General features: G+C 56.7%; 11 protein-coding genes and 1 tRNA gene. All 12 read left to right on the top strand.

Features of this window, described 5'->3' with window-relative positions; genetic code table 11:
* On the top strand, positions 1-151 hold a 151-nt coding region (locus tag ACQ4WR_RS27535; protein ID WP_495542685.1), incomplete at its 5' end, for an EF-Tu C-terminal domain-related protein.
* 66 nt (positions 152-217) lie between these two features.
* Positions 218-293: transfer RNA gene (locus tag ACQ4WR_RS27530), tRNA-Trp, on the top strand.
* A 32-nt stretch (positions 294-325) separates the two neighbouring features.
* On the top strand, positions 326-709 hold the full coding sequence (gene secE / locus ACQ4WR_RS27525; protein ID WP_010394308.1) for a preprotein translocase subunit SecE: 384 nt from the start codon (positions 326-328) through the stop codon (positions 707-709).
* Positions 709-1335 (top strand): transcription termination/antitermination protein NusG, encoded by a 627-nt coding sequence (gene nusG / locus ACQ4WR_RS27520; RefSeq protein WP_092719293.1) that lies wholly within the window; start codon positions 709-711, stop codon positions 1333-1335. The genes secE and nusG overlap by 1 nt, the downstream gene beginning before the upstream one ends.
* 219 nt (positions 1336-1554) lie before the next feature.
* Positions 1555-1989, top strand: coding sequence for a 50S ribosomal protein L11 (rplK, locus tag ACQ4WR_RS27515; protein WP_034753131.1), 435 nt, complete (start codon positions 1555-1557; stop codon positions 1987-1989).
* Positions 1989-2684, top strand: a complete 696-nt coding sequence (rplA, locus tag ACQ4WR_RS27510) for a 50S ribosomal protein L1 (RefSeq protein WP_034753134.1) — start codon at positions 1989-1991, stop codon at positions 2682-2684. The genes rplK and rplA overlap by 1 nt, the downstream gene beginning before the upstream one ends.
* A 318-nt stretch (positions 2685-3002) precedes the next feature.
* Positions 3003-3542: a 50S ribosomal protein L10 gene (rplJ, locus tag ACQ4WR_RS27505; protein WP_436491211.1), complete on the top strand. Its 540-nt coding sequence runs from the start codon at positions 3003-3005 to the stop codon at positions 3540-3542.
* Between the two features lie 67 nt (positions 3543-3609).
* Positions 3610-3981, top strand: coding sequence for a 50S ribosomal protein L7/L12 (rplL, locus tag ACQ4WR_RS27500; RefSeq protein ID WP_070223390.1), 372 nt, complete (start codon positions 3610-3612; stop codon positions 3979-3981).
* A 244-nt stretch (positions 3982-4225) separates the two neighbouring features.
* Complete coding sequence (rpoB, locus tag ACQ4WR_RS27495; protein ID WP_102292809.1) at positions 4226-8332, top strand: DNA-directed RNA polymerase subunit beta; 4107 nt, start codon at positions 4226-4228, stop codon at positions 8330-8332.
* 109 nt (positions 8333-8441) lie between these two features.
* Positions 8442-12683 carry a DNA-directed RNA polymerase subunit beta' gene (gene rpoC, locus ACQ4WR_RS27490; protein WP_102292808.1) on the top strand — a complete coding sequence of 1414 codons (4242 nt, stop codon included), beginning with the start codon at positions 8442-8444 and terminating at the stop codon, positions 12681-12683.
* A 797-nt stretch (positions 12684-13480) separates the two neighbouring features.
* A complete protein-coding gene (locus tag ACQ4WR_RS27485) occupies positions 13481-14113 on the top strand; it encodes a transcriptional regulator (RefSeq protein ID WP_102292807.1) in 633 nt (210 codons plus the stop codon).
* An 80-nt stretch (positions 14114-14193) separates the two neighbouring features.
* Entirely contained in the window at positions 14194-15033 is an 840-nt protein-coding gene (locus ACQ4WR_RS27480; RefSeq protein WP_102292817.1) for an HDOD domain-containing protein, read from the top strand.
* Positions 15034-15071 lie beyond the last annotated feature (38 nt).

Raw genomic sequence — 15071 nt, 5'->3', positions numbered from 1 at the left:
AGCAGACAAAGAAATGGTCATGCCAGGCGATAACGTGTCGATCACCGTCAAGCTGATCAACCCGATCGCGATGGAAGAAGGTCTGCGCTTCGCTATCCGCGAAGGCGGCCGTACCGTTGGCGCCGGCGTGGTTGCAAAAATCATCGCATAAGGAAATGTTATGCTTCCACCCGGGGCGTCCTGGGTGGTAGAATAGCACTCCTCGAAAGTTTTACGTAGGGACGTAGCTCAATTGGCAGAGCGTCGGTCTCCAAAACCGAAGGTTGGGGGTTCGATGCCCTCCGTCCCTGCCACCGTCAAGGTGCAGGGCACCGAAAGTAGAAAAATGTCAAATCAATCCGTGCAAACCGTTAGCACGTCGAGTGACAAGATAAAAGTCGCGCTGGCAATAGTGGCTGCGATTGCAGGAGTAGTCGGGTTTTATTACCTGGCAGGCCAACCAGCTCTGGTGCGTGCAAGCGCGCTTGTGGCTGGTTTGGTTATTGCTGTTGCGCTCTTGTATGTCTCGACGACCGGCCGTGAATTTCTCAATTTCGCCAAAGAAGCTGTGCGCGAAACCAAGAAAGTCGTTTGGCCGACCCGCAAAGAAGCCACGCAGATCACTGCGATCGTGTTTGCCTTTGTGCTGGTCATGGCGATTTTCCTGTGGGGTACGGATAAATTGCTCGAGTTTTTGTTGTATGACGTAATTCTTGGTTGGAAAAAATAATGAGCGAAAATGTGCATGATGAAGCGGCGGACGAATCCGTTCCGGGCGACGCTCCGGCAGCGGATACTGGTGCAGCGCTGAGCGTGCCAGTGAGCAGCAAGCGCTGGTATGTCGTGCATGCTTATTCCGGCATGGAAAAAAGCGTCATGCGCGCACTGACCGAGCGCATCGAGCGCGCGGGCATGCAAGACCAGTTCGGCCAGATCCTCGTGCCGATCGAAGAAGTAGTTGAAGTCAAGAATGGTGTGAAGTCCGTCACCGAACGTCGTTTCTATCCTGGCTATGTGCTGGTGGAAATGGAAATGACGGACGAGAGCTGGCACTTGGTCAAGAATACCAGCAAGGTTACCGGTTTCATTGGTGGCAAATCGAACAAGCCGACGCCGATCTCCGCGCGCGAAATCGATGCCATCATGCGCCAGATGCAGGAAGGTGTTGAAAAGCCCCGTCCGAAGACCTTGTACGAAGTGGGCGAGCAAGTGCGCATCAAGGATGGTCCGTTCACCGATTTCAACGGCAATGTCGAAGAAGTCAACTACGAGAAATCCAAAGTGCGCGTCTCGGTCACCATCTTCGGCCGCGCCACCCCGGTAGAGCTCGAATTCGGCCAGGTCGAAAAAGTTTAAAGACGGTTCACAAAACCGTAGCGAGCGGATGTGAGTTGTGGCTGAGAAGCGGAACTGTGCGAATGCACAGTGAGCATCGGAAGCTGCAAATCGCGCCGCGCAGCAGGTTTGAAAGCGCCACCAGGAGCGTTGCGGTAGTCTCAGCAGAATCCGGCCAGAGGAGCCCCGCCAGGGTAGGATCGGCGGGGCGCTACTACTCAATCCAAGATAGGAGCCATCATGGCAAAGAAAATCATTGGTTTTATCAAGCTGCAAGTGCCAGCTGGTAAAGCAAACCCATCCCCACCAATCGGTCCAGCTCTGGGTCAACGTGGTCTGAACATCATGGAATTCTGCAAGGCCTTCAATGCACAGACCCAAGGTCTGGAGCCAGGCATGCCAATTCCTGTCGTGATCACCGCGTTCGCTGACAAGTCCTTCACTTTCGTGATGAAGACGCCTCCAGCAACCTACCTGATCAAAAAAGCTGCTGCGATCACCAAAGGTTCGCCGAAGCCACATACCGACAAAGTCGGTACGCTGACTCGCGCACAAGCTGAAGAAATCGCTAAATTGAAAACCCCTGATCTGACCGCTGCCGACATGGATGCTGCTGTACGCACCATCGCTGGTTCCGCTCGTTCGATTGGTATCACGGTGGAAGGTGTTGTATAATGGCTAAGTTATCCAAACGTATCAAGGCTTTGAAAGCCAAAGTCGACCGTACCAAAGTGTACGCTTTCGACAACGCTGTCGCTCTGATCAAAGAGTGCGCAACGGCCAAGTTCAATGAATCGATCGACGTATCGGTACAACTGGGCGTAGATCCTAAGAAATCCGACCAAGTGGTGCGCGGCTCCGTCGTGCTGCCAGCTGGTACCGGCAAAACCGTACGCGTGGCAGTGTTCGCGTCGGGCGAAAAAGCGGAAGCGGCTAAAGCTGCTGGCGCCGACATCGTTGGTATGGAAGACCTGGCTGAGCAGATCAAAGCCGGCGACATGCCTTTCGACATCGTTATCGCTTCGCCAGATACCATGCGTATCGTTGGTACCCTGGGTCAGATCCTGGGCCCACGCGGCATGATGCCTAACCCGAAAGTTGGCACTGTTACTCCTGACGTCGCTACCGCCGTGAAAAACGCGAAAGCCGGTCAAGTTCAGTACCGTACCGACAAATCCGGTATCATCCACGCTACCATCGGCCGTAAATCGTTCGCTGACGCAGATCTGAAGTCGAATCTGGTCGCACTGATCGACGCGCTGAACAAAGCCAAGCCAGCATCGAGCAAAGGCGTGTACCTGCGCAAAGTTTCGCTGTCGTCGACCATGGGCGCTGGCGTCCGTGTTGACCAGGCTAGCCTGGCAGCTTAAGTAAAGAATCAAGTCCCGCGCGCCTTCGGGCGCTGCGGGCGCATCTTTGGGCTGTTTGCCCGGTGTTCGCACCAGGCAGGCAGACAATCAAAGACCGTTGGGCCGACTGCGATCGCACATGCAGAAGGTTAATAGGCTGGCCGGCAACGGCCAGTGCCCAACGCAGATGGTGTACCCGAACAAGTTTTGTAGTCCTCATGCTGCGTGAATGTATCCGCTCAGTTTAGTACTTCTTGACTTCGGACGCCGTGTTCGAACCGATGCAAGGCGCTCAACCACTCGGTTGTGATTGCCGAACATCATTTAAGGAGGTTGACCGTGAGTCTCAATCTGAATGACAAAAAGGCCGTCGTCGCCGAAGTTTCCGCACAAGTAGCAACTGCGCAAACGATCGTCGTGGCCGAATATCGTGGCATCCAGGTTGGTCACTTGACGCAACTGCGTGCTAAAGCGCGTGCCCAAGGCGTGTACCTGCGTGTGTTGAAAAACACTCTGGCTCGTCGCTCCGTTGAAGGTACCGCATTCGCCAGCCTGGCAGATGCCATGACCGGCCCGTTGATCTACTCGATCTCGGCCGATGCCGTTGCAGCAGCTAAAGTCATCGCTGACTTCGCTAAAACCAACGACAAACTGGTCATCAAAGCAGGTAACTACGCAGGCAAGCCGCTGGATACAGCTGCTGTCACCGCGTTGGCGAGCATTCCTAGCCGTGAAGTCCTCATTTCGCAGTTGTTGGGCGTTATGCTGGCTCCGGTTTCGGGCTTTGCACGTGGTCTGGCTGCCCTGGCAGCGAAAAAAGGCGAAGGCGCCGAAGCTCCTGCAGAAGCAGCAGCAGAAGAAGCCCCAGCAGCCGCTTAATTGCGCGCGCTTTTTTCTCTCAGTACCAATCTGATGTAAATAACGTAATAAATTTAGGAGTTTCAAAATGGCAATTAGCAAAGACGATATCCTGGAAGCAGTTAGCGCCATGTCCGTAATGGACCTGAACGACCTGGTTAAAGCATTCGAAGAAAAATTCGGCGTGTCCGCAGCAGCAATGGCTTCGGCCGGTCCTGCAGCTGGCCCAGCAGCAGCTGCTGAAGAGCAAACCGAGTTCAACGTTGTGCTGGACACCTTCGGCGCAAACAAAGTTGGCGTCATTAAAGCAGTTCGCGAAATCACCGGCCTGGGCTTGAAAGAAGCTAAAGACCTGGTCGATGGCGCACCAAAAACTGTGAAAGAAGCAGTGTCGAAAGCTGACGCTGAAGCTGCAGTTAAGAAACTGGTTGAAGCCGGCGCAACCGCTTCGATGAAGTAATATCTGTACTGGCGTCAGTTAGCGCCCGAGTCAAAGTCTGAGGTTTCCCCTCGCAAGGGGGGAAATCCGACTTTGGCTCCTTTGTCGTCTGCATCGTATTTGTCATGTAGTTGTAGCAGCAGTTTTTATTCGATTCAAGCCGGAAAGCAGAGCCTTGAGGTTTCGTCTGTGTCACACGCAGCGGTGCAAACGAACACTTGCAAAACCTGAATTTTCTATCCTTTCTGTCACTCACGGAGTGTCCATGCACTACTCATTTACTGAGAAGAAACGCATTCGCAAATCATTCGCGAAGCGCGCCAACGTTCACCACGTTCCGTTCCTGCTGGCGACCCAGCTCGAGTCTTATCATAGCTTCTTGCAAGAGGACATAGCACCGTCCGGCCGCAAGAATGATGGCCTGCAGTCGGCTTTCACCTCGATTTTCCCTATCGTTTCGCACAATGGTTTTGCGCGTCTCGAATTCTTGTCGTACGTTCTGGGCGATCCTGCCTTTGACGTCAAAGAATGTCAACAACGTGGCCTGACGTTCGCGTCGCCGCTGCGCGCGAAAGTGCGCCTGGTGATCCTGGACAAGGAATCACCAACCAAGCCCGTCGTCAAAGAGATGAAGGAACAGGAAGTCTACATGGGCGAATTGCCGCTCATGACGACCACCGGTTCGTTCGTGATCAACGGCACGGAGCGCGTGATCGTTTCCCAGTTGCACCGTTCGCCTGGCGTGTTCTTCGAGCACGACCGCGGCAAGACTCACTCGTCCGGTAAACTGCTGTTCTCCGCGCGTATCATTCCTTACCGCGGTTCGTGGCTGGACTTCGAGTTCGACCCGAAAGACATCCTGTTCTTCCGCGTCGACCGCCGCCGCAAGATGCCAGTGACGATCCTGCTCAAAGCCATCGGCATGTCGCATGAGCAAATCCTGGCGAACTTCTTCGTCTTCGACAATTTCAACCTGCGCTCCGAAGGCGCGGAGATGGAATTCGTCTCCGAGCGTCTGCGCGGCGAAGTGGCGCGTTTCGACATCGTCGACAAGTCGGGCAAGACCCTGGTGCTGAAAGACAAGCGTATCAACGCCAAGCACGTGCGTGATATCGAAGCTGCCGGCATCAAGCACATTTCCGTACCGGAAGACTACCTGCTGGGCCGCGTATTGGCGAAGAATATCGTCGATGGCGACACCGGTGAAGTCGTCGCTTCCGCGAACGATGAGCTGACCGAAGATCTGTTGGGCCGCCTGCGCGATGCCAACATTTCCGAAATCCAGACCTTGTACACGAACGACCTGGATCAGGGCGCCTACATCTCGCAAACCCTGCGTATCGACGACACCGCCGATCAGATGGCTGCGAAAGTGGCGATCTACCGCATGATGCGTCCAGGCGAGCCGCCAACGGAAGACTCCGTTGAAGCGCTGTTCAATGGCCTGTTCTACAACTCGGACCGCTACGACCTGTCGGCCGTGGGCCGCATGAAGTTCAACCGCCGCATTGGCCGCGATGAACTGACGGGCGCCATGACCCTGTCGAACGAAGACGTGCTGGCCGTGATCAAGATCCTGGTGGAACTGCGCAATGGCCGCGGCGAAGTCGACGATATCGATCACCTGGGTAACCGTCGCGTACGTTGCGTGGGCGAACTGGCCGAGAATCAATTCCGCGCCGGCCTGGTGCGTGTTGAGCGCGCCGTCAAGGAACGCCTCGGCCAAGCCGAAGCGGATAACCTGATGCCGCACGACCTGATCAACTCGAAGCCGATTTCGGCCGCGATTCGCGAGTTCTTCGGTTCGTCCCAGCTGTCGCAGTTCATGGACCAAACCAATCCTCTGTCGGAAATTACCCACAAGCGCCGCGTATCGGCTCTGGGACCCGGCGGTCTGACACGCGAACGCGCCGGCTTTGAAGTGCGCGACGTGCATCCGACCCACTACGGCCGCGTCTGCCCGATCGAGACACCGGAAGGTCCGAACATTGGTCTGATCAACTCGCTGGCTCTGTATGCCCGCCTGAATGAATACGGCTTCCTGGAAACCCCGTACCGCAAGGTCGAAGGTTCCAAGATTACCGATCAGATCGACTACCTGTCCGCCATCGAAGAAGGCCGCTACATCATCGCTCAGGCGAATGCGACCATCAACGACGCCGGCATGCTGTCCGATGAACTGGTCTCGGCCCGTGAAGCCGGCGAAACCATCCTGGTATCCCCAGAGCGCATCCAGTACATGGACGTGGCGCCGGGCCAGATCGTTTCCGTCGCTGCCTCGCTGATTCCGTTCCTCGAACACGATGATGCGAACCGTGCATTGATGGGCGCCAACATGCAACGCCAGGCTGTGCCTTGCTTGCGTCCGGAAAAAGCGCTGGTCGGTACCGGTATCGAACGCACCGTTGCGGTCGACTCGGGCACCACCGTGCAAGCCTTGCGTGGCGGTATCGTCGATTACATCGATGCGGGCCGTGTCGTGATTCGCGTCAACGATGACGAAGCGCAAGCTGGTGAAGTGGGCGTCGACATCTACAACCTGATCAAGTACACCCGTTCGAACCAGAACACCAACATCAACCAGCGTCCTATCGTGCAAGTGGGCGACCGTGTTGCCAAGCGCGACGTGATCGCCGACGGCGCATCGACCGACCTGGGTGAATTGGCGCTGGGCCAGAACATGACCGTGGCCTTCATGCCATGGAATGGTCTGAACTTCGAAGATTCGATCCTGATCTCGGAAAACGTTGTCAAGGACGACCGCTACACCTCGATTCACATCGAAGAGTTGTCGGTGGTGGCTCGTGACACGAAACTGGGCGCGGAAGAAATTACGCGCGACATCTCGAACCTGGCTGAAAACCAGCTGGCTCGTCTGGATGAATCCGGTATCGTCTACATCGGTGCCGAAGTGCAAGCCGGCGACACCCTGGTTGGTAAAGTGACGCCGAAGGGCGAAACCCAGCTGACCCCGGAAGAGAAGCTGCTGCGCGCGATTTTCGGCGAAAAAGCTTCGGACGTGAAAGACACGTCGCTGCGCGTGCCTTCGGGCATGATCGGTACCGTGATCGACGTGCAAGTCTTCACCCGTGAAGGCATTGTGCGCGACAAGCGTGCCCAGCAAATTATCGATGACGAACTGAAACGCTTCCGTCTGGATCTGAACGACCAGATGCGTATCGTCGAAGGCGATGCCTTCCAGCGTCTGGAAAAAATGCTGATCGGCAAAGTTGTCAACGGCGGCCCTAAAAAGCTGGCCAAAGGCGCCAAGATCACCAAGGAATACCTGGCCGATCTGGATAAATACCACTGGTTCGACATCCGCCCTGCGGACGACGATGCAGCGGTAGCGCTGGAAGCGATCAAGGAATCGATCAACGAGAAGCGTCACCAGTTCGATCTGGCCTTCGAAGAGAAGCGCAAGAAACTGACGCAAGGCGACGAGCTGCAACCAGGCGTGCAAAAAATGGTCAAGGTGTACCTGGCCGTGAAACGCCGCCTGCAGTCGGGCGACAAGATGGCAGGTCGCCACGGTAACAAGGGTGTGGTTTCCCGTATTGTTCCTGTGGAAGACATGCCATACATGGCCGACGGCACGCCAGCCGACGTCGTGCTGAACCCGCTGGGCGTTCCTTCGCGGATGAACGTTGGTCAGATTCTCGAGACTCACTTGGGCTGGGCTGCCAAGGGTCTGGGTATCCGCATCGGCGAAATGCTGAAGGCGCAAACCAAGGTCGAGCAAGTGCGCAAGTACCTGACGACGATCTACAACGACAACGGCCGTGCCGAAGAGCTGGATAACTTCGACGACGAAGAGATCATGAAGCTGGCGGAAAACCTGAAAAAAGGTGTTCCATTCGCTACGCCAGTGTTCGACGGTGCCAATGAAGAAGAGATTCGCCGCATGCTGGACCTGGCGTATCCGGACGACATCGCCAAGAACCTGGGCATGACCGCTTCGAAGAACCAGGTGACCATGTATGACGGTCGCACTGGTGAAGCCTTCGAGCGCAAGGTCACTGTCGGCGTCATGCACATGCTGAAACTGCATCACTTGGTCGATGACAAGATGCATGCGCGTTCGACCGGTCCTTACTCGCTGGTAACGCAGCAGCCACTGGGCGGTAAAGCCCAGTTCGGCGGCCAGCGTTTCGGTGAGATGGAAGTCTGGGCACTGGAAGCGTATGGCGCGTCGTATGTCTTGCAAGAGATGTTGACCGTCAAGTCCGATGACGTGAACGGCCGTACCAAAGTGTACGAGAACCTCGTCAAGGGCGACCACGTGATCGACGCCGGCATGCCGGAATCGTTCAACGTGCTGGTCAAGGAAATCCGTTCGCTGGGTATCGATATCGACCTCGAACGCAACTAAAAGACAGCCATCTGTCATTTGGTGTGAGTAGTACAAAGCCCGGCTGGGAAACCATGCCGGGCAATGTAGTCTCAGGAATATAGAAATTTAATCACCTCTGGAGTGATACATGAAAGCACTGCTCGATCTATTCAAGCAAGTACAGACCAACGAGACCTTCGATGCAATCAAGATCGGTCTCGCTTCGCCTGAGAAAATCCGTTCGTGGTCCTACGGCGAAGTCAAAAAGCCGGAAACCATCAACTACCGTACCTTCAAGCCTGAACGCGATGGCCTGTTCTGCGCCAAGATCTTTGGCCCGATCAAGGACTACGAATGCCTGTGCGGCAAGTACAAGCGCCTGAAACACCGCGGCGTGATCTGCGAAAAGTGCGGCGTCGAAGTGACGCTGGCCAAAGTGCGCCGCGAGCGCATGGGCCACATCGAGCTGGCTTCGCCTACCGCGCACATCTGGTTCCTGAAATCGCTGCCGTCGCGTCTGGGCATGGTCCTGGACATGACCCTGCGGGACATCGAACGCGTGCTGTACTTTGAAGCATACGTCGTGACCGATCCAGGCATGACACCGCTGAAGAAGTGCCAGATCATGTCGGAAGACGACTACGCCGCCAAGTACGAAGAGTACGGCGACGACTTCACCGCCTTCATGGGCGCCGAAGGTATCCGTGAACTGCTGCGCTCGATCGACATCCACCGCGATGCCGAAACCCTGCGCGTGGAACTGAAGGAATCGAAATCCGAAGCCAAGATCAAGAAGTACGCCAAGCGCCTGAAAGTGCTGGAGGCGTTCCAACGTTCGGGCATCAAGCCTGACTGGATGATCATGGAAGTGCTGCCAGTGCTGCCGCCGGAACTGCGTCCGCTGGTACCGCTGGATGGCGGCCGTTTCGCGACCTCGGATCTGAACGATCTGTATCGCCGCGTCATCAACCGTAACAACCGTCTGAAACGCCTGATGGAGCTGCGCGCTCCAGAGATCATCACGCGCAACGAAAAGCGCATGCTGCAAGAAGCGGTCGATTCGCTGCTGGACAACGGCCGTCGCGGCAAAGCGATGACCGGCGCCAACAAGCGTCCGCTGAAGTCCTTGGCAGAGATGATCAAAGGTAAAGGCGGCCGTTTCCGTCAAAACTTGCTGGGCAAACGCGTCGATTACTCCGGTCGTTCGGTCATCGTCGTGGGCCCGCAATTGAAACTGCATCAGTGCGGCTTGCCGAAACTGATGGCGCTGGAACTGTTCAAGCCATTCATTTTCAATAAACTGGAACTGATGGGCCTGGCAACGACGATCAAGGCCGCTAAAAAGCTGGTCGAGATTCAAGAGCCGGTCGTGTGGGACATCCTGGAAGACGTGATCCGTGAACATCCGATCATGTTGAACCGCGCACCTACCTTGCACCGTCTGGGTATCCAGGCGTTCGAGCCAGTGCTGATTGAAGGCAAGGCCATCCAGCTGCATCCGCTCGTTTGCGCCGCATTCAACGCCGACTTTGACGGTGACCAAATGGCGGTCCACGTTCCTCTGTCGATCGAAGCGCAGATGGAAGCACGCACCCTGATGCTGGCATCGAACAACATCCTGTTCCCATCGAACGGCGAACCGTCGATCGTGCCTTCGCAGGATATCGTGCTGGGTCTGTATTACGCGACCCGCGAAGCGATCAATGCGAAGAACGAAGGGATGATGTTCCCTGACGTATCGGAAGTGATCCGCGCCTACGACAACAAGGAAGTCGAACTGACGACCCGCGTTACCGTGCGTATTACCGAGTACCCGAAAAACGCCGAAACGGGCGAATTCGAGAAGACGGTAACGCGTTACGAAACGACGATCGGCCGTGCGATCCTGTCGGAAATTCTGCCGAAAGGCCTGCCGTTCTCCGTCCTGAACCGCGCGCTGAAAAAGAAAGAAATTTCCAAGCTGATCAACACGTCGTTCCGCAAGTGCGGCCTGCGCGCCACCGTGGTGTTCGCAGACAAACTGATGCAATCGGGTTTCCGCCTGGCGACACGCGCCGGTATCTCGATCTGCGTCGACGACATGCTGGTACCGCCTCAAAAAGTCACCCTGATCGCGACGGCCGAATCGGAAGTCAAGCAGATCGAACAGCAATACGCTTCGGGTCTGGTGACCGCCGGCGAACGTTACAACAAGGTCGTCGATATCTGGGGCAAGACCTCCGATGAAGTCGGCAAGGCCATGATGGACCAGCTGAAAGTCGAAGACGTGATCCGCCGCGATGGCACCAAGTCGACGCAAGAATCGTTCAACGCCATTTACATGATGGCCGACTCCGGCGCGCGCGGTTCCGCAGCCCAGATTCGCCAGTTGGCCGGTATGCGTGGTCTGATGGCCAAACCGGATGGCTCGATTATCGAAACGCCGATTACCGCGAACTTCCGCGAAGGTCTGAACGTTTTGCAGTACTTCATTTCGACCCACGGTGCACGTAAAGGTCTGGCCGATACGGCGCTGAAAACGGCGAACTCCGGTTACCTGACGCGTCGTCTGGTGGACGTGACGCAAGATCTGGTGGTGATCGAGGACGATTGCGGCACCATGAACGGTACCGTCATGAAGGCCCTGGTTGAAGGTGGTGAAGTCATCGAACCGTTGCGTGACCGTATCCTCGGCCGCGTGGTGGTGCATGACGTCGTCAATCCTGAAACCCAGGAAACCCTGTATGACGCCGGTACCCTGATGGACGAAGACATGGTCGAAGAGATCGAGCGTCTGTCCATCGATGAAGTCAAGGTCCGTACGCCACTGACTTGCGACACGCGCTTCGGCCTGTGCGCCAAGTGCTATGGCCGCGACCTGGGCCGCGGCATGCTGGTCAACGCCGGCGAAGCCGTCGGTGTGGTGGCAGCGCAGTCGATTGGTGAGCCGGGTACCCAGCTGACCATGCGTACCTTCCACATTGGTGGTGCGGCATCGCGTGCGGCAGTGGCATCGTCGGTGGAAGCCAAGTCGAACGGTACCATCCGCTTCACGGCAACCATGCGTTACGTGACGAACGGCAAGGGCGCGCAAATCGTCATTTCCCGTTCCGGCGAAGTGCTGATTACCGACGACCATGGCCGTGAGCGTGAGCGTCATAAAGTACCGTACGGTGCGACCCTGATCGTCAAGGACGGCATGGTCATCAAGGCCGGTACGGCCCTGGCAACGTGGGATCCGCTGACCCGTCCGATCATTACCGAATACGCCGGTCAAGTGCGTTTCGAGAACGTCGAAGAAGGCGTCACCGTAGCCCGTCAGGTCGACGAAGTGACCGGTCTGTCCACCCTGGTGGCGATCGATGCGAAACGTCGCGGTTCGCTGACCAAGACCCTGCGTCCGCAAGTCAAGCTGATCAACGACGCGAACGAAGAAGTCAAGATCGCCGGCACCGAACACTCGGTGGCGATCGGCTTCCAGGTCGGCGCGCTGATCATGGTCAAGGACGGTCAACAGGTATCGGTGGGTGAAGTGCTGGCACGTATCCCGACCGAATCGCAAAAAACGCGCGATATTACCGGTGGTCTGCCACGCGTTGCGGAACTGTTCGAAGCGCGCTCGCCGAAAGATGCCGGTATGCTGGCGGAAGTCACGGGTACGGTTGCGTTCGGTAAAGAAACCAAGGGCAAGCAGCGTCTGGAAATCACGGACATGGACGGCAACAAGCATGAGTTCCTGATTACCAAGGACAAACAAGTGCTGGTGCATGACGGCCAAGTCGTGAACAAGGGCGAGATGATCGTGGACGGCCCGGCCGATCCGCAAGACATCCTGCGCCTGCTGGGTATCGAAGCGCTGGCACGCTACATCGTTGACGAAGTGCAGGACGTGTACCGTCTGCAAGGCGTGAAGATCAATGACAAGCACATCGAAGTGATCGTGCGTCAGATGCTGCGCCGTGTTCAGATCGTCAATGCCGGCGACACCAACTACATCGTTGGCGAGCAGGTAGAGCGTTCGGAACTGCTGGACGAGAACGATCGCGTGACGTCGGAGAACAAGATTCCTGCGACCTACGAGAACGTCTTGCTGGGTATTACCAAGGCATCGCTGTCGACCGATTCGTTCATCTCGGCCGCATCGTTCCAGGAAACCACCCGCGTGCTGACCGAAGCGGCGATCATGGGCAAGCGCGATGGTCTGCGCGGCCTGAAAGAGAACGTCATCGTCGGTCGTCTGATTCCTGGCGGTACGGGCCTGGCCTTCCACCGCGCACGCAAAGAGAAAGAAGCGTGGGAAGTGGAAGAGCGTCAAGCACTGCTGCTGGCAGAGAAAGCCTCGCTGGCTGGCGAAGCTGCCGAAGCGCTCCAGGATATCGAAATCCAGCAACACCACGGCGACGAAGCGTAATCTGCGCTGCTAGCTGACAAGAACGGCATCAGGGAGAAATCCCTGGTGCCGTTTTTTTATGTGCGCGGTTAAAACCTTTCGGCGCACACGCAAAGAGAAGGAAGCGTGGGAGGTGGAAGAGCGGCAAGCACTGCTGCCGCCGATAAACCCACACTGGCCGGTGAAACCACCGAAGCTTTGCGCGCCATCGAAATCCAGCAACACCACGGCGACGAAGCGTAATCAAGCACGCTGCTAGCTGACAGGAACGGCATCAGGGAGAAATCCCTGGTGCCGTTTTTTTATGTGCGCTGTTAAAACCTTTCGGCGCGCACGCAAAGAGACGGAAGTGCTTTGGCATTCGCTTTTCAGGACGGCCATTTGATAAAAGATGGATCAATTGGGTAAAGACGGATTATCCATAAATTGAACATTAAGATTATGTAATTGGCGATGCTGATCGAATTTCATTGTGAGAATGGACTAATAAAAAGTTCAATAAAAATGGACAAGCGGTTTGCGCATCGCGACAGCTTATTGGCGGCGATATATGCGCGTTTATCGGATGCTGCCGGCCCATGCTGCGTGCTGAAACGTGGTGCTTTGCGGCCAGACGCGGTATGCGCAGTGAGCGCTCACAAGCGCGCATGGCGCTGCAAGTTTTTTGACCATGTGACGCCGCCACCGTTCGGCGTTTTTGGCGCGGCGCGCTCAGGCGCGGTTGAGGGAGAAACGACGTGGTGTCGCACTGTTGCGCCATGGCCGGCGATTCCCGCTGACGCGCCAGTTTCCAGTTTATTCATGCTAAGATTTGGCGCATGATTGCCCAAGCCCTGTTTACTCCCGCCCAGCAGAAACTGCTGGGATTGCTCTTTGTCCGCGTGAATGAAGGCTTTCATTTGAACGAGATCATGCGCCTGACTGGCCTGGGCAGCGCTTCGGCACAGCGCGAGTTGCGTCGTCTGCACGAGTCGGGCCTGATCACGTCCGAGCGCATTGGGAATGTGCGGCGCTTCTGGCCAAACAAGGAAAGTCTGGTATATCCGGAGTTGAGTGGCCTGGTGCAAAAGACCTTTGGCCTGGTCGGTGTGCTCAGCACCACCCTGGCGCCGCTGCGCGCGCAGCTGCAGCTGGCCTTCGTGTATGGCGCCATGGCGAAAGGACAGGATTTGCCGGGCAGTGCCGTCGACCTGCTGCTGATTGGCGAGGAAGCCAATTACGGTGATTTATTAACGGGATTGGCTCCGGCCGAGCGAACCTTGCGGCGTAAAATCAATCCCAACTTATATACGCTGGCCGATTATCGGCGCCGCTTGCGCGAAGGCCAGCCATTCTTGCTGCAGGTATTGCAGCAGCCTAAGCTGTTTGTAATTGGCGATGAAACGGAGTTGCAGGCATTGGCATTAAAAGACGACACCTTGCAGCCAAATGGCATGCCAGCTGTTTTTTAAGCGGACTGGCCTGGCAAACACTTTCTGCTATAAAGTGAAATTGTTTGCTGGAATAATATCTGAGGCGGATTGATCGTATGATGAATAAATTACAGGCGTTTGGCTTGATCGTTTCCCAGGCGGTGCGGGGAGAACTGACCTTCCCCACCAGCGTGAATTCCGCCTTGCAATTGCAACTGGCCCTGGCCGAACCGGACTGCCATATTGACCATGCGATCAAGCTGGTCCTGGCCGAACCGCTGCTGGCGGCGCGCACCGTGGCCTTGGCCAACTCGGCCGTCTACAGCCGCGGCGACGCCCCGCCCGTGACCAGCGTACGCGCCGCCGTCATGCGCATGGGCTACCGCAACTTGTATGCGCTGGTGGCGGCCATGGTGGTGCGCCAGTTCGGCAGCAAGATCATCGATCCCGTGCTGCGCCAGAAGGCGACCCAGCTGTGGGAACATACTGCCCATGTGGCGGCGCTGGCGCATGTGATTGCCCGCCGCATCACCAACGTCGATCCCGATACCGCCCTGTTTGCGGGCATCGTGCATGAAGTAGGCGGCTTTTACCTGCTGTCGCGCGCCGACGAGTTTCCCGGCCTGCTCGATGACGACGCCGACCACTGGATGGAATCGGCCGAAGAGATCATTTCGCGCGAAGTCATGAAGAAGCTGCTGATTCCGCTGGCCGTTAGCGAGGCCATCGAGGGCTTGCGCGACGGCTTGCTGTCCATCCCGCCCGACTCCCTGCTCGACACCTTGTTATTGGCCAAGCAACTCTCGCCCGTGGCCTCGCCACTGCAGGCGACTTTCGTGGAAATGCTCACGCCGTCCGACTCCGTCATCGATTTCATTATCGACAACGAGACCCTGCAAAGCATCCTGGCCGAATCAAACGAGGAAGTGCGTTCGATGAGCGCCGCGCTGCTGGTCTGATAGGCTGCCGGCGCCAGGCCAGGCTTAGCCGGCGTCCG

The organism is Janthinobacterium amylolyticum, from assembly GCF_051380655.1.
Taxonomy (GTDB): domain Bacteria; phylum Pseudomonadota; class Gammaproteobacteria; order Burkholderiales; family Burkholderiaceae_D; genus Janthinobacterium.
This window is presented reverse-complemented; position numbering and strand designations above follow the sequence as displayed.

Coding starts and splice junctions, on each gene's coding strand:
- secE (WP_010394308.1), top strand. CDS start 326: ATGTCAAATCAATCCGTGCAAACCGTTAGCACGTCGAGTGACAAGATA.
- nusG (WP_092719293.1), top strand. CDS start 709: ATGAGCGAAAATGTGCATGATGAAGCGGCGGACGAATCCGTTCCGGGC.
- rplK (WP_034753131.1), top strand. CDS start 1,555: ATGGCAAAGAAAATCATTGGTTTTATCAAGCTGCAAGTGCCAGCTGGT.
- rplA (WP_034753134.1), top strand. CDS start 1,989: ATGGCTAAGTTATCCAAACGTATCAAGGCTTTGAAAGCCAAAGTCGAC.
- rplL (WP_070223390.1), top strand. CDS start 3,610: ATGGCAATTAGCAAAGACGATATCCTGGAAGCAGTTAGCGCCATGTCC.
- rpoB (WP_102292809.1), top strand. CDS start 4,226: ATGCACTACTCATTTACTGAGAAGAAACGCATTCGCAAATCATTCGCG.
- rpoC (WP_102292808.1), top strand. CDS start 8,442: ATGAAAGCACTGCTCGATCTATTCAAGCAAGTACAGACCAACGAGACC.
- ACQ4WR_RS27485 (WP_102292807.1), top strand. CDS start 13,481: ATGATTGCCCAAGCCCTGTTTACTCCCGCCCAGCAGAAACTGCTGGGA.
- ACQ4WR_RS27480 (WP_102292817.1), top strand. CDS start 14,194: ATGAATAAATTACAGGCGTTTGGCTTGATCGTTTCCCAGGCGGTGCGG.